This is a genomic window from Azospirillum canadense, from assembly GCF_025961225.1.
Lineage (GTDB): Bacteria > Pseudomonadota > Alphaproteobacteria > Azospirillales > Azospirillaceae > Azospirillum > Azospirillum canadense.
Genome location: NZ_JAOQNG010000001.1, coordinates 449,456 through 467,346, shown reverse-complemented (window position 1 = coordinate 467,346; position 17,891 = coordinate 449,456). Strand labels below are relative to the sequence as shown.

Genomic DNA, 17,891 nt, shown 5'->3' with positions numbered 1-17,891 from the left:
TGAAAACGCTCTCGCTCCTTCGGTTGGTTGCCGGGTAAGCGAACGCGGTTATTATAAAATTCTCTGTGCCTCTGTGCCTCTGTGGTTCATCCCCACCAACGCGCCGCCTCGACTCAGCCCTCGCGGGTGCTGACGCCCGCCTCGGCGAAGGTGGCCATGCCCGCGTGGCAGGCGCAGGCGGAGCGAACGATGTTGATCGCCAGCGTCGCGCCGGAGCCCTCGCCCAGCCGCATGCCGAGGTCGAGCAGCGGCTCCTTGCCGATGGCCTCCAGCAGGCGACTGTGGCCGGGTTCGACCGAGCGATGGGCGACCATGCAGTGGTCGAGCGCGCGGCGGTCGGCCCTGAACAGCACAGCCGCGGCCGCCGTGCAGGCGTAGCCGTCGAGCAGCACCGGCACACGGGCCATGCGCGCTGCCAGGATCGCGCCGGCAATCGCCGCCAGCTCGTAGCCGCCGAAGCAGCGCAGCGCCTCGAAGGCGTCGTCCTTGGCCTGTGGATTGGCCTTGAGCCCGGCCTCGATGGCGGCGGCCTTGCGGGCCAGCCCTTCGTCGTCCACACCGGTGCCGCGGCCGACCCAATCCTTGGCCTCCCCGCCGAACAGGGCGCAGCAGATGGCCGCCGCCGCTGTGGAGTTGCCGATGCCCATCTCGCCCAGCGCCAGCAACTGGACGCCCTGCTCCACCGCCATCATGCCGTAGGCCATGGCGCGGCAGCACTCCTCCTCGCCCATGGCCGGGCCTTGCGTGAAGTCCGCGGTGGGGTTGTCCAGGTCCAGCTCGTAGACGCGCAGGTCGGCGTCGGCCACCTCGCAGAGCTGGTTCACGGCGGCGCCGCCGTTCTGGAAGTTGGCAACCATCTGCGCGGTGACGTCCGCCGGGTAGGCCGAGACGCCGCGCGCGGCCACGCCGTGGTTGCCTGCGAAGACGGCGACGCGCGGGCGGCGCACCTCGGCCGGGTGCTGGCCCTGCCAGGTCGCCATCCACTGCGCGATCTCCTCCAGCCGGCCGAGCGAGCCCGCCGGCTTGGTCAGCTGGCGCTCGCGCTGCAAGGCCGCGGTGCCGGAGTCCAGGTCCGGCCCCGGCAGGTTGCGCACGAGCGCGCGGATTTCCTCGAAGGTGATGGCGGGCTGCAGGTTGCTCATGGCGTAACGTCCTGGCGCTGGCGCGCGAAGAGTGGGAATGAAAAGCGGCGCGACCTTGGACCATTCGCACGCGGCTGTCAAAGTCCGGCTGTCAAAGTCCCTATGCCGCGCCTGTTCCCCGTTGCGGCGGGGTCCGCCTTGCCGTACTCCGAAGCGCGATGACCGAGGAACCCTCCACACCACCGCGCTTCCGCTGGACGGCCGACCTGGCGCTCGCCGTCGTCTTCCTGACGCGCATCCCGCTACGCCTGTCCGGGCCGCTGGCCGAGGATGCGCACGCCCGCGCCATGGGCTGGTTCCCGCTGGTCGGCGCCGGGGTCGGGCTGGCGGGCGGGGCGGTCTACGCGCTGACGGCGGCCCTGCACCTGCCGCCGCTGCCCGCGGCGCTGCTGGTGCTGGGAACGCTGGTCTGGCTGACCGGCGGCCTGCACGAGGACGGGGCGGCCGACGTCGCCGACGGCTTCGGCGGCGGGCGCGACAAGGCGCGCAAGCTGGAGATCATGCGCGACAGCCGGGTCGGCAGCTACGGCGTGCTGGCCATTGTCTTCTCCATCGCGCTTCGCGCCTCCGCGCTCACCGCCTTGGCCGAGCCGCGCGCCGTGCTGCTGGCGCTGGCGGCGTCGGGCGCGCTGTCGCGCGGCGGCATGGCGGTGATCGCCCGGACGATGGATCCGGCGCGCGCCGACGGGCTCGCCGCCCGGCAGGGGCGCCCCGTGGTGGCGACGGTCGCGCTGTCGCTGGCGCTCGCCGGAGCGGTCACTCTCGCCGCGCTGGGGCCGGCGGCGCCGGTGGCCGTGCTGGTCGCGGCGCTGGCCGGTGCGGCGGTGGCGTGGCAGGCGCGGCGGCAGATCGGCGGCCACACCGGCGACGTGTTCGGGGCGGCCCAGCAGGCGACCGAGGCGGCCGTCCTGCTGGCGTTGGCAGCGCTTTGGTCATGATCGTGACCCGCTGGTGGCTGATCCGCCACGCACCGGTGCCCAATCCGGACAAGCTGATCTACGGCCGGGACGACCCACTGGCCGACACCGGCGACGCGGCGTCCCTCTCGGCGCTGGCCGACCGGCTGCCCAGAGACGCCGTCTGGGTGACCTCGCACCTGCGCCGGACGCGCCAGACCGCGGCGGCGCTGCGCCTGCCCGGCAGCGACATGGCGCTGGTCGAAAGGGACCTCGCCGAGCAGGACTTCGGCGCCTGGGAAGGGCTGTCCCACGACGCGGTGGCGGAGCGGCACCCGGAGGAGGCCCACCGCTTTTGGTCCGCCCCGGCAACCGAGGCCCCGCCCGACGGCGAGAGCTTCGCCACTGTCATGGCCCGCGTGGCCGGCGCGGTCCGGCGCCTGACCTCCGCGGCAGGCGGGCGGGACATCGTCGCGGTGATCCACGGCGGCTCCATCCGCGCGGCGCTGGCGCTGGCGCTGGACCTGACGCCGGAGGCAGCGCTGCGCCTGTCCGTGGCCCCCCTGTCGCTGTCGCGGATCGACCATTACGGGGGCAGTACGGAGGGTGATTCCTGGTCGGTCAGTGCCCTGAACGCGCTCGGAACCTTTTCAACCGGGACCCGTTGATCGAACTCCGTTGGGGCTACCGAACGAGGGGCAGGCCATGGCAAGAAGCGCTACCGACCGCGAGTCCGCCGAGAAACTCTGGGGTATGATCAAGGGCGTCCGCATCGCCATGATGACGACGCTCGACGAGAACGGCATCCTGCATTCCCGCCCGATGGCGACAATGCCGCACGCGGGATTCGACGACGGCACGCTCTGGTTCTTCACCAGGGCGGATTCGCCGAAGGTCCATGAACTCCAGGAGCATTGGCGCGTCAACCTTTCCTACGCCGACCCGGGCGACCAGAACTACGTCTCGGTCTCCGGCGTCGCGCAGTTGGTGCGCGACCAGGACAAGATCCGCTTCCTGTGGCGGGACATCCTGTCCACCTGGTTCCCGAAGGGCCCGGACGACCCGGAGGTGGCCCTGCTGAAGGTCACCGTGGACCAGGCGGAATACTGGGACAGCCCGTCCAGCGCGATGGTCTATGCGTACGGGTATGTGAAGGCGAAACTCACCGGCGAGCCGCCAAGCCCGGGCGACCACGCGAAGATCGCGTTTCAGTAAGGGTCGTTTTCCCCCACCCTAACCCTCCCCCGCCGGGCGGGGGAGGGAACTCCGCCGCTTTCCTCGCAAGCCATTCTCCCTCCCCCGCCCAGCGGGGGAGGGTCGGGGTAGGGGTATGCCGTTCCCGCACTACCCCCCAAACTCACACCCCCAAACTCACACCCGTCGAAACGCCAGCGCCGCGTTCAGCCCACCGAAGGCGAAGGAGTTGGACAGGGCGGCCTCCACCCGCGCCTCCCGCGCGTCGCGGGGGACCACATCCAGAGCGCAGGCCGGGTCGGGACGCTCCACCCCGGCCGTGGGCGGCACCACCTGACGGCGCAGCGCCAGCAGGGTCGCCGCGGCCTCAAGCGCGCCCGCAGCGCCCAACGCGTGGCCGACCATCGATTTCGTGGAGGACACCAGCAGCCGCCGGGCGTGGTCCCCGAAGACCGCGTGGATCGCACGCGCCTCGGTGGCGTCGTTGGCCGTCGTGCCGGTGCCGTGGGCGTTCACGTAGCCCACCTCCTCCGGCTCCAGCCCGGCGTCGGCCAGCGCCGCGCGCATGGCGCGGGCCGCACCCTCCGCGTCCGGGGCGGTGATGTCCTTGGCGTCCGCCGACATGCCGAAGCCGGCGACCTCGCCCAGGATGTCGGCGCCGCGCACACGGGCAGAGTCCAGCGTCTCCAGCACCAGCACGGCCGCGCCTTCCCCCAGCACCATGCCGTTGCGCGTCTCGCAAAATGGCCGGCAGCCGTCGGGGCTGACGATGCGCATGGCCTCCCACCCCTTCAGCGCGCCGAAGGTCAGGCTGGCCTCCGTCCCGCCGGTCACCGCAGCGTCGGCCAGCCCGCCGCGGACCATCTGGAAGGCCAGCCCGATGGCGTGCGCGGCCGACGCGCAGGCGCTCGACGCGGTGAAGGCAGGGCCGGTCAGCCCGAATTCCATGGAGACCTGGGCGGTTGGGGCGCTGACCATCAGGCGCGGGATGGTGAAGGGGTGCAGGCGCTGCACACCTTCGCGATAGAGCCGATGGAAGCCCTCGTCCAGCGTGGTGATGCCGCCGACCCCGGTGCCGAGGATGGTCGCGGTGCGCAGGCCCAGCGGTCCGTCGAAGCCGAGCCCCGACGCCTCCACCGCCTGCCGGGCTGCGACCAAGGCGAACTGGCTGCCGCGGTCGAGCAGGCCGAGCCGCCGCGCGTCGAAATGGGCGGCCGGGTCGAAGCCGCGCACCTCCCCCGCGATGCGGACCGATAGGCCCTGCGTGGGCACGAGGCTGAGCGGGCCGATGCCGCAGCGGCCGGCGAAAATGGAGTCGGCATAGTCCGCCACGCCCGAACCGATCGGCGAGACGACCCCGAGGCCGGTGACGACGACGCGCCGGTGGCCCATCGGTCAGGCCGCCGGCTTGGCGACGACGGACTCCACGGCGCGCAGAACGTCGCCGACCGTGTCGAACTCCTTGCGGGCGTCGTTGGCGTTGAAGGGGATCTCGATCCCGAACCGCTCCTCCAGCGCGAAGACGATCTCGATCACGTCGAGGGAGGCGATCTCCAGGTCGGCCAAGCGGGCGTCGAGCGCAAGACGGTCGCGCTCGACGCGGCCCTTCTCCGCGATGATTCCTAAAACGTCATTCTCAAGTTCGGTCATCCGTGCTCTCCGCGGAAGCGTCCGCAGAGACGTTAGCGCTGGCATCGAGCGCTCGAACCCTGTTCTTCAGGTCAGCCACGTCCGCGAAGAGACGCTTCAGACGGGCTAGTCCCTTGTATTGATCGAAGGCGCGGTCGCGGGGAACCGCCGGGTAGCCCATGTAGACGGCCTTCGGCGGGATGTCGGTGCCGACGCCGGAGTTGGCGGCCACCACCGCGTCGCTGCCGATCTTCACATGGTCGGCCACGCCGACCTTGCCGGCCAGAACCACGCGGTCGCCGATGATCGTGCTGCCGGCGATGCCGACATGGCCGCACAGCATGCAGTTGGTGCCGATCTCCACGTTGTGGCCGATCTGCACGAGGTTGTCGATCTTGGTGCCGGAGCCGATCTTGGTGGCGGTGATGGTGCCGCGGTCGATGGTGGCGTTAGCCCCGACCTCCACGTCGTCGCCCATGATCACGGTGCCGATGGAGTTCACGCGGTGGATCAGCACGTTGGTGCCGACCACCTTGCCGGTCGCCTTGGCCGATTCCACGCTGCCCGGCTCCGGCGTCACGAAGCTGAAGCCGTCGTTGCCGACCGCGGCGTTGGGGTGGATGATGCAGCGCTCGCCCATCACCACCCGCTCGCCGATGCGGGCGCCGGGGTGGATCAGGCTGTCCTTGCCGATGACCGCCTCCGCCCCGACCGTGGCCTGCGGCATCACGGTGACGCCGTCGCCCAGCACGGCTTTCGGCCCGACATAGGCGAAGGCGCCGACCGACACGCCCTCCCCCAGCACGGCGTCCGGCGCCACGAAGGCGGCGGGGTGGACGCCGGGCTCCGCATGGACCGGCTTTTCGAACAGGGTGGTCAGGCCGGCCATGGCGAAGCGCGGGCGCTTCACGACGATCCAGCCCTTGAGATTGGCGGGCGGCTCCGCCCCTTCCGCCACCACGGCGGCGACGGCCTTGCCCTCGGCCAGCCCCGCCGCCAGCCCCTTTTCCATGGCGAGCGCCAAATCCTCCGGCCCCTCGGCCTCCGCCGGGTGGACGGCGCGGGCAATCCGGAGCGTGCCGTCGCCTTGCAACTCGGCGCCCAGGGCGGCGGCAATCTCGGCGAGGGAAACGGGGGTCGAGGACACGGGCTTCATGGCGGCGCTCTGGGTTGCGGCGGTGCGAGGCGCGGACGCTAGCACGGTTGGGCGGAGGAGGCGAGCGCAGGCACCCGATGCCGCTCCCCGCTCCTTATTCCCCGGTCTGGAGAAGCGCCCCGCGCACCCGCGCCTGTTTGAAGGAGTAGAGGAAGACCAGTGTGCACAGCGCCATGTAGACGGCGTTGAGACCGACCGCCCAGGCGAGGTGGTCCCAGCGCATCGCCCCGCCGAACAGGACCGCGCGCATGCCCTCGAAGACGTGGCTGGAGGGCAGCGACAGCGCCACCCATTGCAGCCATTCCGGCAGGACGGAGACGGGGTAGTAGACGGCGCTGATCGGGGCCAGCATGAAGACGACGATCCAGGCCAGGCCTTCCGCCCCCATGCCGTAGCGCAGGATCATCGCCACGATCAGCAGCCCCAGCGACCATCCCAGCAGGATCAGGTTGACGAAGAAGGCGGCCAGCGGCAGCCCCAGGCTGAAGACCGAATAGCCGAAGAAGGGGATCGCCAGCAGGGCGGCCGGCACCACGCCGATGATGGTGCGGATCAGGCTCATGGTGAACAGCGACACCACCCACTCGCCGGGCCGCAGGGGGCTGACGAACAGGTGGCCGAGGTTGCGCGACCACATCTCCTCCAGGAAGGAGACCGACACGCCGAGCTGGCCGCGGAACAGCACGTCCCACAGCAGCACCGCGCTGACCAGCACGCCCGCCCCGTTGGCCACCCAGTTGCTCGACGACGCCATGAACTGGTTGATGAAGCCCCACAGGATCATCTGCATGGTCGGCCAGTAGGCCAGTTCCAGGAACCGCGGCCAGGACCCGCGCAGCAGGTACCAATAGCGCAGCACCATGGCCCCGACCCGTCGGGGCGAGAAGGTCGGGTTGGGGTGGAGGGCGGTGGGGGTCATGGGCCTGAATTCTTCATGTTTTCGTTCGCCGACGTGAGCGCAACGTCACCCTCTCCCAGCCCCGCTGGGAGAGGGAGGGGCCCACGCCCTACGGGCGTGGGAGGGTGAGGGCAAGGTCTTCCCGAGAAACCAAGCCCTCACCCTCCCGCTTCACGGGTCCCTCCCTCTCCCGCCGGGGGCGGGAGAGGGCTTCTACTCCGCGGCATCGGCGGGCTCCCGGTCTGATCCCTGGTCGGCGCCCTCGCCGTTCGTCCGGGCGCGGGCGATGTCGAGGAAGACCTCCTCCAGGCTGCCCCGGCCATAGCGGGCGAGCAGGGCCGACGGCGTGCCACGGTCCACGATGCGGCCCTGGCGCATCATCAGGACCTCGTCGCACAGCCGCTCCACCTCCAGCATGTTGTGGGAGGCGAGCAGGACGGTGGCGCCGGCCTCCTGCCGGTAGCGCTCCAGGTAGGTGCGGATCCAGTCGGCCGTGTCGGGGTCGAGGGAGGCCGTGGGCTCGTCCAGCAGCAGCACCTCCGGCCGGTTGAGCAGCGCCTTGGCTAAGGCCACACGCGTCTTCTGCCCGGCCGACAGCCCGCCGGACGGTCGCTCCAGGAAGCGAGTCAGGTCCAGATGCTCGGCCAACTCCTCCACGCGGCGCTTCACGCCGGACAGGCCGTAGAGGTGCCCGTAGACCGTCAGGTTCTCGCGCACGGTCAGCCGGTGCGGCAGTTCCACGTAGGGGGAGGAGAAGTTCATGCGCGGCAGCACGGCGTGCCGGTGGCGCACCATGTCCACGCCCAGCACCTCGATACGGCCGGCCGTGGGCAGCAGGAGCCCCAGCAGCATGGAGATGGTGGTCGTCTTCCCCGCCCCGTTGCCGCCCAGCAGCCCGGTCACCGAACCCCTTGCCACGGTGAAGGAAATGCCGTCGACGGCGGTGACCTCCCCGTCCTTGCGGGTGCCGAAGCGCTTCGTCAGCGTTTCGACGTGGATGGCGGGCGGATTGGCGTCCTGAGTCATGGGCCTAGAATATGGCCGCTTGGCGCGCGATCGCCAGAGTGGCAAAAAGTCCCTACCAACAATACAGTCTTGGCCTTCATCCGGCGGCCACGCGAGAAAGACCGCGCCCATGACCCTCGTCCAATCCGCCCGTCCCGTCCTCTCCCGCCGTTCCGCCGGAACGGGGCCGGCGCAATGGACCAACCTGGACGGGCGCGTTACGCTGCGCACGCTGATCCTGATCCGCTGGATCGCCGTGGTCGGGCAGCTCGCCACCGTGGGCTTCGTGCAGCTGGCGCTGGGCTTCCCCCTGCCGCTGGGGCCGGTGCTGGCGGCGGTCGGCGCGTCGGTCCTGCTGAACATCGTGGCGATGGCCCAGCGCGGCGGCCGGCTGCGGCTGGCCGACCGGGACGCCGCGCTCTACCTCGGCTACGACATGCTGCAGCTGACGCTGCTGCTGTACCTCACCGGCGGCTTGGCCAACCCCTTCGCGATCCTGCTGCTGGCGCCGATGACCGTGGCCGCGGCCATCCTGTCGCGCTACTGCGTGGTGATCCTGACCGGGCTGAACCTGATCTGCCTGACCGTCCTGGCCATGTGGCACTTCCCGCTACCCTGGCCGGAGCCGATGCCCGCCGTCGCCCCGCTCTACGCCTTCGGCATCTGGCTGTCGCTGTCGGTGTCGGCCAGTTTCATCAGCGGCTACGTCTTCCGCGTGGCGGAGGAGGCGCGCCGCTTCGCCCAGGCGCTTTCGGCCACGCAGGTGGCGCTCGCACGGGAGCAGCGGCTGTCTTCGCTGGGCGCGTTGGCCGCCGCCGCCGCGCACGAGCTGGGCTCGCCGCTCGGCACCATCGCGGTGGTGGCCAAGGAGCTGTCGCGCGACCTGCCGCCCGACAGCCCCTACGGCGAGGACGTCTCGCTGTTGCAAAGCCAGGTGATGCGCTGCCGGGAGATCCTGGCCGACCTCGCCCGCAAGCCGGAGGCCGACGGCGGCGATCCGTTCGAGCGGCTGCCGCTGACCGCCCTGCTGGACGCGGCGGGGACGCCGCACCGGCTTGGGCATATCCAATTCGTCATAGAGAAGACCGCGCCGCCCAACGGGGAAGAGCCGGTGTTCCGCCGCAGCCCGGAAATCATCCACGGCATCGGCAACTACATCCAGAACGCCCATCAGTTCGCCGACCGCCGCGTCACCGTGACGGCGACTTGGGACGCGCGCACCGTCACCGTGGCGGTGATGGACGACGGGCCGGGCTTCCCTGCCCAGGTCTTGGCCCGGGTCGGCGAGCCCTACATCTCCACACGCGGCGAGCGCGCCGGTCACATGGGACTGGGAATCTTTATTGCACAAACGTTGCTAGAGAAAACCGGCGCCATGGTGGCCTATGGTAATAACCGTGGCGGCGGCGCGCGAGTTGTCGTACGTTGGGACCGGGGTATGTTGAAACCAGAGGACTAATGGTGGACACCGGTATGACCACGGACGAGAGTCCATCGGGCGAAACCGCCAAGTTGACGTTCACGGGAGACGTCACCCGCAGCCTCCTCATCGTCGACGACGACGCGCCCTTCCGCATCCGCCTTGCGCGCGCCATGGAAAAGCGCGGTTTCAACGTCGTTGCCGTGGACAGCGTCCAGCTTGGGATCGACGTCGCGCAGGAGTCGGCCCCGGCCTTCGCCGTCGTCGACCTCCGGCTGGCCGACGGCAGCGGCCTCGACGTCGTGAAAACCCTGCGGGACGCCCGCCCCGACGCCCGGATCGTCATGCTGACCGGCTATGGCAACATCGCCACCGCGGTCGCGGCGGTGAAGGCCGGTGCCGTGGACTACCTGCCCAAGCCCGCCGACGCGGACGCCGTGGAATCCGCCCTTCTGGCCGACGGCCGCCCCCTGCCCTCGCCGCCCGAGAACCCGATGTCCGCCGACCGCGTGCGGTGGGAGCACATCCAGCGCGTCTTCGAGCAGTGCGACCGCAACGTTTCGGAAACCGCGCGGCGCCTGAAGATGCACCGCCGTACCCTGCAGCGCATTTTGAACAAGCACGCCCCGCGCGGGTGAAGTCTTTCATTCGTCTACAAATGGAAAGCCCCCGTCTTCGCGGACGGGGGCTTTTTGTTGGCCCACCTGTTTGCTGGGTTTGTTGGGTTGCGGCTTCGCCTCCACCCAACCTACGGGTTCAATCGTAGGTTGGGTGGAACGCGGCGCAACCCAACACCCACCCTTCACTGCTTCAGCGGGCAGGTCTTGATGCCCAGCAGCGTGTAGGCCGGGCAGAAGCCCACCACGGCGGTCAGCAGCGGCACGAGGCCGATCCAGCCCCAGGGGGTCTGCGGGCCGACGAAGACGAGGGCGATCAGGACGAGGCCGACGACGACGCGCAGCGCGCGGTCGATGGTGCCGACGTTGACGGGCATGGGGACACCTCTTGGGCAAGGGATCAGCGATTGGATCAGCGATGCCCCATCCAAGCCCATTCCACAGCCCCGGTCTGTGACTCCGTCACACGCGCTCTTCACCGGAAAGCGCCAACAGCGCGTCGGCGTCCCGCACGGCGACGCGGCCGCGCGACAGCTCGACCAGCCCGCGCCGCTCGAACTCCTTCAGTTGGCGACTGACCACCTCGCGGGCGGTGCCGAGTTCGACCGCCAGCGCCTGGTGGGTGGTGTCGAGCCCGCCCCGCTCGTCGCGGTGGTCCACCAGGAAGCGGGCCAGCCGCAGGTCGATGCGGCCGAAGGCCACTTCCTCCACCAGCGTCATCATGCCGAGCAGCCGGTTGCCGAAGGACGCGAACGCGAAATCGCGGAACACCGCCGACCGTGCCAGCAGCTCGTGAAAGGCGCCGGCCCCGAGCGCCACGGCGTCCAGGTCCGTCTCCGCCACGCCGTCCGCGTTGTAGTCGGCCCGCGTCATCAGGCAGGCGGTGGTCAGGATGCAGGTCTCCCCCCGGCCGACGCGGTAGAGCACGATCTCCCGCCCGGTCTCCGCGGTCATCTGGACGCGGACGGTGCCGTCGAGCAGAAGCAGGAAGTTGCGGCACAGGCTGCCGATCCGGAACAGCACCGTGCCCCGCGGCATCGCCATGCGGGTTCCCTGGTCGCGCAGCAGGTCCAGCGCTCCCGGCTCCAGAGCACGCAGCGCCGGAAATGCGTCCAGCCAATCGTCCCGCACCGCCGCCATCCCGCTTCCCCATCCGTAACCATTTCCTGGGACCATCCCCAGGAATACCCATTATCCGAAAATGGTCACGGCCGGTCCATCACCTCCGTGGAGCCCTTCGGAAGCCTTATCCGACGGGTTTGTCCCCGGGCAGCTTACCCATTGCGCGCGTCTTCCTCCCCGGATGCACCGGGCGCACCATGAAACGGCCGGACCATAGCGGCGTTCTAGGCACCGAACGCCCCGAACGGGGCGCGGTTCGGCATGCGAGGAGGACCCGCTTTGGCCACCCAGGAAGTTCACGACCAACCCGCGAGGCGGCAGACGGGCCCGATCTCCTTCGACCTGTCCACCGCAGCGGCGAGCGCGGTGCGCCGCACCACCGGCATGCTTCTGCGGCACAAGCTCCTGATCGGCACCGCGATTATCCTGGGAACGGGACTGGCCGCGCTGGTGGCGTTGCGGATGACGCCGCTCTACACCGCCGAGACGCTGATCATGGTGGAGCAGCGCCGCAACCAAGTGATGAAGTACCAGGAGGTCGTCTCCGGCCTGTCCACCGAACTCGGCTCGCTGCAGAGCGAGGTGGCGATCCTGAAGTCGCCGGCCTTCGCCGAGAAGGTGGTCGACAAGCTCAACCTGACGACCGATCCGGAGTTCAACGCCGCCCTGCGGCCGGAACGCACGGACTGGCTCGCCTACCTCTACCCGAAGAACTGGGTGCCGGAATCCTGGTGGAACACGGCCCGCGGCGAACGCGCCGAGATCCAGCTGAGCCCGGAGGAGAAGGCGGCGAACGAGAAGACCTCGGTCGTCAACGCCTTCATCGAGAACCTGGCGGTCCGGCCGCAGGGGCGGTCCTACGTGATCGCCATCAATTTCGACAGCCAGGACCCGCGCAAGGCCGCGCTGATCACCAACACCATCGGCGAGCTGTACCTCGTCGACCAGCTGGACGAGAAGTTCAAGGCCGCCAAGCGCGCCACCGCCTGGCTGGAGGAACGCATCACCGACCTGCGCCGCGAGGCGAAGACCACCGGCGAGGCGGCGGAGAAGTACCGGGCGGAAAGCGGCCTGACCTCGGCCAACGGCGAGACCACCGTGCTGGCCCAGCAGTTGGCCGAGCTGAACACCAATTACGTGCTGGCCCGCACCAAGCGGCAGGAGGCGGAGAACAAGTACCGCGAGGTCAACAACCTCGTGCAGAGCCCGCGCGGCGTGTCGGCCATCGGCGACGTGCTGGGATCGCCCCTGATCCAGGCCCTGCGCCAGCAGGAGGTGGAGCTTCAGCGCAAGATCGCCGATGCCTCCAACAAGTACGGCGCCAGGCACCCGGCCCTGACCGCGCTGCAGAGCGAACTGCGCGACCTGCAGGGGCAGATCAAGGCCGACGTCGGCCGCATCGTCCAGAACCTCGCCAACGAGGTGGAGCTGGAGCGCGGGCGCGAAGCGGCGCTGAAGGCCAACCTGGACCAGCTCCAGTCGCAGCGGAACGCGCAGCAGCAGTCCAATGTGACCCTGCGCACGCTCGAGCGCGACGCCGAGACCTCGCAGACCATGTACGAGGCGATGCTGACCCGCTTCCAGGAGATCGCCGGCCAGACGGACATCCAGCAGCCGGACTCCCGCATCGTGTCGGAGGCGTCGATACCGCTGAACCCGTCGCAGCCGAACAAGAAGATGATCGTGCTGCTGGCGCTGGTCGCCTCCGCGACGCTGGGCGTGCTGCTGGCCCTGCTGCGCGAGCAGGCGGAGAAGGGCTTCCGCAGCCCGCACCAGTTCGAATCCGCGACCGGCGTGCGCTCGCTGGGAATCGTGCCGGCCATCAGCCGGCGCCGCCGCTTCGGCAGCACCCCCGCCGCCTACGCCATCGACCGGCCGATGTCGGCCTTCGCGGAGGCGATGCAGAACCTGCGCACCACGCTTCTTCTGGCCAACCCGGACGGGCACCAGCGGGTGCTGTTGTTCGGCTCTTCCGTCCCCGGCGAGGGCAAAAGCTCCATCGCCGCGGCCTTCGCGCGGATCTGCGCCAACGCCGGCCAGAAGACGATCATCATCGACTGCGACATGCGCCGCAAAGGCCTGCACGGCATGCTGGGGCTGGAGAACAAGCGCGGCCTGTACGAGGTGCTCGCCGGCGAATGCGCGCCGTCGGAGGTGATCCAGACCGACCCGCGCACCGGCCTGCACTTCATCGCGTCGGGCCGCGGCTCCGCCCTGCCGCAGGACATGCTGGGGTCCAGCCGCATGCACCAGCTGATCTCCCGGCTGGCGCTGGAATACGACCGGGTGATCCTGGACAGCCCGCCGGTGCTGGCGGTGTCGGAAGGCAAGCTGCTGGCCGCGCTGGCCGACCAGACGGTCTTCATCGTGCACTGGGGCAAGACCAAGCGCGAGACCGCCATGGCCGGCCTGAAGGAGGTCATGGAGGCGGGCGGCGAGGTCGTGGGCGTCCTGTTCTCCCAGGTCGACATCCGCCGCCACGCCCAATACGAGTTCCCCGACAGCGGCCGCTACCACGGCTACCGCCGGTACTACGCGAACTGAGGCTGCTGAGGCGAGCGCCGGCGGTTGGGCCCCCCTCCCGACCTCCGCCCACCTGCGGCGGGGGGAGGAGAAATCCCCTCCCCCGTCGAAGATGGGGAGGGTCAGGGTGGGGGCCCGGCCGCCGGCGCTTCCCGCTTTTCCGGAATCCGCCATGACCGCCGCCACGAACGCCGCCACGAACGCTGGACGACGCATTTTCCTGAACATCCGCGCGCTGGGGCTGGCGCGCGTCGCCACGCTGATGAGCGGGCTGGTCACCACGGCCTGGACGGCGCGCGCGCTGGGACCGGAGTCCTTCGGCGTGCTGGGCTTCGGCACCTCGATGCTGGCCTACGCCGCGCTGTTCGTGAACCTGGGCCTGTCCACCTACGCGGTGCGCGAAATCTCGCGAGCCAAAGACAATTTGGGCGACAAGGCCGCGGAGCTGGCCGACCATGTGCTGACGCTGCGCTCGCTGCTGGCCCTTGTGGTCGGCGCGATCTACGCCGCCTTCGTGCTGACGCTCGACAAGCCGGGGCTGGTGAAGGCCGTGCTGCTGGTGCAGGCGATCCAGCTGCTCGGCAACGCCCTGCTGCTCGACTTCGTCTATCAGGCGACGGAGCGCATGAGCGTCATCGCGACCCGCGAGATCGGCACGGGCTTCGGCATCACCATCGCCATGCTGGCGCTGGTGCACGGGCCGGACGACGTGGCGATCGCCGCGGCCATCACCGGCGGGTCCTTCGTCATCAACGCCGTGCTGATGCTGGTCCGCTTCAGCCGCGACTTCCGCCCGCCGCGCCCGCGCGTGGACCTGAAGGTCTGGGCGGCGATCCTGAAGGTGTCCGCCCCCATGGCGGTCAGCGTCTTCGCCTGGGCGCTGTTCTCGCACCTCGACCTCGTCATGCTGGGCTTCCTGGTGCCGCAGCACGACGTCGGCCTCTACACCGCGGTGACGAAGCTGCTGGTGCTGGCGCTGACCGCCGGCAACATCGTGCTGAGCGCCTTCATGCCGCAGTTGGCCGCCGCCTACGGCGACCCGGAGCGGATGCGGGAGCGCATGCGCGACTACGCCACGACGATCCTCGGCATCGGAGGGCTGATCGCGGCCGGCGGGGTCACGTTGGCACCGGCCATCCTGGGCGTGGTCTATGGGCCGGCCTACGCCGACGCCGCCGACTCGCTGCGCCTGATCATGATTTCCGTGGCGGTGGTGCACGTGAACCTGGCGCTCGGCAACCCGCTGCTCGTCTGGCACCGGCAGACCGGCTACATGACCGCGATCCTCGTCGGCGGCGTGACGAACGCGGCACTGAATTGCGTGCTGATCCCGCGCTGGGGAATCGAGGGCTCGGCCGTCGCCACCATCGTGGCGGAGCTGACCGCGATGGCCGGGCTGGCGTGGCAGCACCGCCGGGCCGTGGGCGACCTGCCCCTCGACATCATCGCGCGGGCGGCGCTGTGCGGCCTTCTGGCCGTCGCGGCCACCTTGGGATTGACCCACGCCCTGCCGGACCTTCTGGCACCAAAAAGCCCTTTGCTGGCCGTTCTGGTCGGCGGGCTCCTCCTTACGGCGGTGTACGTCCCCGCCGTTCTGATCACCGGCCTCGTACGCCCATCGCGCCTCCGGCGCCTGATGACGGCCGTAGCCTGAGCCCATCCGTACTCCCGATGACGCTGCCCATCCGACCGGACGCACGCTTCTCACCGGTCCGGAGTAATCCCAAAAAAGCTTCGGCCAATCAACAGCATAGCCTCTTCACGCCGGCAATATGACCGGAACATTGCCGCACCAAAGGGCGTTCGGAGTCGCGCATGGTGCCGACGGTGGGTGAAGCGGCGCCTTCGGATGCATGCGCAAAACACTTGCAGGATCGAACGAATATGCTTCCAAAGTCCTTCCCAGACCGGAATGTCTGCGTCCTGGGCCTAGGCTATGTCGGGCTGACGCTTGCCGTCGCCATGGCCGACGCGGGCTTCCAGGTCCATGGCGTCGAGGTGCGTGGCGAGGTTCTCGACAAGCTGGCGCGCGGCATCCCGCACTTCCATGAGCCGGGCCTGACCGAGAAGCTGCGCCACGTGGTGGCGCGCGACCGCTTCACCTTCGGGCGTACGCCGGAGGGATGCGGGCAGTGCAGCGTCTTCATCATCACCGTGGGCACGCCGCTGGGCGCCGACGGGCAGGTGCGCACCGACATGATCGAGGCGGCGACCCGCCAGGTCGCGGAGCGCATCCACGACGGCGACCTCGTCATCCTGCGCTCCACGGTGAAGCTGGGCACGACCCGCAACGTGGTGGCGCCGATCCTGCGCGCGACCGGCAAGCGGTTCGACATCGCCTTCTGCCCGGAGCGCACGCTGGAAGGCCAGGCGCTGATCGAGCTGAACCAGCTGCCGCAGATCATCGGGGCGGAGAGCGTCGAGGTGGCGGCCCGCGCCGCGCAGATCTTCGGCATGCTGACCCCGACGACTGTCAAGGTCTCCACGCTGGAAACGGCGGAGATGATCAAGCTGGTCGACAACACCTACCGCGACGTGACCTTCGCCTTCGCCAACGAGATCGCCCGGCTGTGCAACGCCATGGAGGTCTCCGCGCTGGAGGTGTCGCGCGCCGGCAAGCTGGGCTACCCGCGCACGCAGCTGCCGCTGCCCGGCCCGGTCGGCGGCCCCTGCCTGGAGAAGGACCCGCACATCCTGATCGAGTCCGCCCGCCAGTTCGGGGTGGACATGGACATCACCGCCGCCGGCCGGCGCGTCAACGAAAGCCAGCCCATCGAGGTGTCGGTGTTCCTGGAGCAGCTGACCAGCTCCATGCAGGGCTTCCCCAAGGCCCCGACCATCAGCCTGATGGGCCTTGCCTTCAAGGGCCGCCCGGCGACCGACGACCTGCGCGGCACCATGGCCAAGCCGCTGTACGAGGAGCTGCGCACCCGTTTCCCGAAGGCCCGCTGGCGCGGCTTCGACGCGGTGGTGGCGCCGGACGACATCCGCGGCTTCGGCCTGGAGCCGGCGGGCAGCATGGCCGAGGCGGTGGACGGCGCCAATCTGGCCGTCATCCTGAACAACCACCCGGTCTTCACCTCCATGCCGCTGCCGGACCTGGCGAGCCGCATGGACCGGCCGGGCGTCATCTACGACTTCTGGAACAACTTCAACAGCCGCGAGGTGGACCTGCCCGAGGGCACGGCCTACGTGGCGCTCGGCAGCCACGGCGCCGCCCGCTTCAGCCACGTTTCCTAAAATCTCGCGTATCGCTCCCAAGGGGAATTCCATGCCGAAACATTACCTCGTCACCGGGGGCAGCGGCTTCATCGGTGCGGCGCTGGTCCGCCGCCTGGTCCAGGACGGTCACCGGGTCCGCGTGCTCGACGACAACTCGCGCGGCCATCCGCGCCGGCTGGGCGACGTGGTCAACGCCGTGGAGTTCGTCACCGGCGACATCCGCGATGTCGCCGCCGTGACCAAGGCGGTCAAGGGCGTCGACGGCGTGCTGCACTTGGCCGCCGTCAACGGCACCAAGCATTTCTACGAGAAGCCGGAGACGGTGCTGGACGTCGGCGTGCGTGGCATGCTGAACGTGCTGGACGCCTGCCGGTCGGAGGGGGTCGGCGACCTCGTCCTCGCCTCCTCATCGGAGGCCTACCAGACCCCGCCGGTCGTGCCCACGCCGGAGGACATCCCGCTGGTCGTGCCGGACGTGCTGAACCCGCGCTACAGCTACGGCGGGTCCAAGCTGATTTCGGAGCTGCTGGCGGTCAATTGGGGGCGCACCGGCTTCGACCGCGTGGCGATCTTCCGCCCGCACAACGTCTACGGCGCCGACATGGGCTGGGAGCATGTGGTGCCGGAGTTCGTGCGCCGCGCCGTGGCCGCCATCGACCTGTCGCCGCGCGGCCCGGTGCCCTTCCTGATCCAGGGCGACGGCACCCAGACCCGCGCCTTCGTCCACATCGACGACGCGATCGACGGCATCGTCACGGTGATCGAGCGCGGCGAGCATCTGGGCATCTACCACGTCGGCAACCCGGAGGAGGTGGCGATCGCCGACCTCGCCCGGCAGGTCGTCGCCATCCTCGGCCGCGAGGCGGAGATCCAGGCCGGCCCGCCAGCACCCGGCGGCACCCAGCGGCGCAGCCCGGACATCGCCCGCCTGTCGGGGCTGGGCTACACGCCGCGCATCCCGTTGAAGGACGGGCTGCCAAGCGTGGTGGACTGGTACGCCGCCCGCAGCCGCGGGCAGGGCCCGGGAAACCAGATGTCAATCGCCAGCGCGGCCGAATAAAGGACCG

General features: G+C 69.8%; 17 protein-coding genes. 9 read left to right on the top strand and 8 right to left on the bottom strand.

Annotated elements, in window-relative coordinates:
• Positions 1–113: 113 nt before the first annotated feature.
• Positions 114–1,142 carry a nicotinate-nucleotide--dimethylbenzimidazole phosphoribosyltransferase gene (gene cobT, locus M2351_RS02220; protein ID WP_264654528.1) on the bottom strand — a complete coding sequence of 343 codons (1,029 nt, stop codon included), beginning with the start codon at positions 1,140–1,142 and terminating at the stop codon, positions 114–116.
• Positions 1,143–1,300: 158 nt separating this feature from the next.
• On the opposite strand from cobT, the gene cobS reads away from it, so the two are divergent.
• From cobS to M2351_RS02205, 3 genes are read left to right on the top strand one after another with little or no spacing between them, the layout of a single operon-like run.
• Positions 1,301–2,080: an adenosylcobinamide-GDP ribazoletransferase gene (gene cobS / locus M2351_RS02215; RefSeq protein WP_264654527.1), complete on the top strand. Its 780-nt coding sequence runs from the start codon at positions 1,301–1,303 to the stop codon at positions 2,078–2,080.
• Complete coding sequence (locus M2351_RS02210; protein WP_264654526.1) at positions 2,077–2,706, top strand: histidine phosphatase family protein; 630 nt, start codon at positions 2,077–2,079, stop codon at positions 2,704–2,706. The genes cobS and M2351_RS02210 overlap by 4 nt, the downstream gene beginning before the upstream one ends.
• A 37-nt stretch (positions 2,707–2,743) precedes the next feature.
• A complete protein-coding gene (locus M2351_RS02205) occupies positions 2,744–3,253 on the top strand; it encodes a pyridoxamine 5'-phosphate oxidase family protein (RefSeq protein WP_264654525.1) in 510 nt (169 codons plus the stop codon).
• A 156-nt stretch (positions 3,254–3,409) separates the two neighbouring features.
• Here M2351_RS02205 and M2351_RS02200 read toward each other — a convergent pair whose 3' ends face one another.
• The 5 genes from M2351_RS02200 to M2351_RS02180 form a co-directional block, all read right to left on the bottom strand.
• The gene (locus tag M2351_RS02200) at positions 3,410–4,624 is read right to left on the bottom strand and encodes a beta-ketoacyl-[acyl-carrier-protein] synthase family protein (RefSeq protein WP_264654524.1); all 1,215 of its coding nucleotides are present in this window, start codon (positions 4,622–4,624) and stop codon (positions 3,410–3,412) included.
• Between the two features lie 3 nt (positions 4,625–4,627).
• Positions 4,628–4,882 carry a phosphopantetheine-binding protein gene (locus M2351_RS02195; RefSeq protein WP_264654523.1) on the bottom strand — a complete coding sequence of 85 codons (255 nt, stop codon included), beginning with the start codon at positions 4,880–4,882 and terminating at the stop codon, positions 4,628–4,630.
• Positions 4,869–6,017, bottom strand: coding sequence for a UDP-3-O-(3-hydroxymyristoyl)glucosamine N-acyltransferase (lpxD, locus tag M2351_RS02190; RefSeq protein ID WP_264654522.1), 1,149 nt, complete (start codon positions 6,015–6,017; stop codon positions 4,869–4,871). The genes M2351_RS02195 and lpxD overlap by 14 nt, the downstream gene beginning before the upstream one ends.
• Positions 6,018–6,111: 94 nt before the next feature.
• Positions 6,112–6,936: an ABC transporter permease gene (locus M2351_RS02185; protein WP_264654521.1), complete on the bottom strand. Its 825-nt coding sequence runs from the start codon at positions 6,934–6,936 to the stop codon at positions 6,112–6,114.
• 192 nt (positions 6,937–7,128) lie between these two features.
• The gene (locus tag M2351_RS02180) at positions 7,129–7,941 is read right to left on the bottom strand and encodes an ABC transporter ATP-binding protein (RefSeq protein WP_264654520.1); all 813 of its coding nucleotides are present in this window, start codon (positions 7,939–7,941) and stop codon (positions 7,129–7,131) included.
• Positions 7,942–8,050: 109 nt separating this feature from the next.
• On the opposite strand from M2351_RS02180, the gene M2351_RS02175 reads away from it, so the two are divergent.
• Both M2351_RS02175 and M2351_RS02170 read left to right on the top strand, forming a co-directional pair.
• On the top strand, positions 8,051–9,379 hold the full coding sequence (locus M2351_RS02175) for an ActS/PrrB/RegB family redox-sensitive histidine kinase (protein ID WP_264654519.1): 1,329 nt from the start codon (positions 8,051–8,053) through the stop codon (positions 9,377–9,379).
• Between the two features lie 14 nt (positions 9,380–9,393).
• Positions 9,394–9,978, top strand: coding sequence for an ActR/PrrA/RegA family redox response regulator transcription factor (locus M2351_RS02170; protein ID WP_246500557.1), 585 nt, complete (start codon positions 9,394–9,396; stop codon positions 9,976–9,978).
• Between the two features lie 164 nt (positions 9,979–10,142).
• Here M2351_RS02170 and M2351_RS02165 read toward each other — a convergent pair whose 3' ends face one another.
• Both M2351_RS02165 and M2351_RS02160 read right to left on the bottom strand, forming a co-directional pair.
• Positions 10,143–10,334, bottom strand: a complete 192-nt coding sequence (locus M2351_RS02165) for a YgaP family membrane protein (protein WP_209766176.1) — start codon at positions 10,332–10,334, stop codon at positions 10,143–10,145.
• 85 nt (positions 10,335–10,419) lie between these two features.
• Positions 10,420–11,097: a Crp/Fnr family transcriptional regulator gene (locus M2351_RS02160; RefSeq protein WP_264654518.1), complete on the bottom strand. Its 678-nt coding sequence runs from the start codon at positions 11,095–11,097 to the stop codon at positions 10,420–10,422.
• 261 nt (positions 11,098–11,358) lie between these two features.
• Here M2351_RS02160 and M2351_RS02155 point away from each other — a divergent pair, with 261 nt between their 5' ends.
• The 4 genes from M2351_RS02155 (at position 11,359) to M2351_RS02140 (ending at position 17,884) form a co-directional block, all read left to right on the top strand.
• Positions 11,359–13,623: a GNVR domain-containing protein gene (locus M2351_RS02155; protein WP_264654517.1), complete on the top strand. Its 2,265-nt coding sequence runs from the start codon at positions 11,359–11,361 to the stop codon at positions 13,621–13,623.
• A gap of 151 nt (positions 13,624–13,774) precedes the next feature.
• Positions 13,775–15,256, top strand: a complete 1,482-nt coding sequence (locus M2351_RS02150) for a flippase (RefSeq protein ID WP_264654516.1) — start codon at positions 13,775–13,777, stop codon at positions 15,254–15,256.
• A 230-nt stretch (positions 15,257–15,486) separates the two neighbouring features.
• Positions 15,487–16,842: a nucleotide sugar dehydrogenase gene (locus M2351_RS02145; RefSeq protein WP_264654515.1), complete on the top strand. Its 1,356-nt coding sequence runs from the start codon at positions 15,487–15,489 to the stop codon at positions 16,840–16,842.
• Between the two features lie 31 nt (positions 16,843–16,873).
• On the top strand, positions 16,874–17,884 hold the full coding sequence (locus M2351_RS02140; protein ID WP_264654514.1) for an NAD-dependent epimerase/dehydratase family protein: 1,011 nt from the start codon (positions 16,874–16,876) through the stop codon (positions 17,882–17,884).
• The last annotated feature ends 7 nt before the right edge of the window (positions 17,885–17,891 follow it).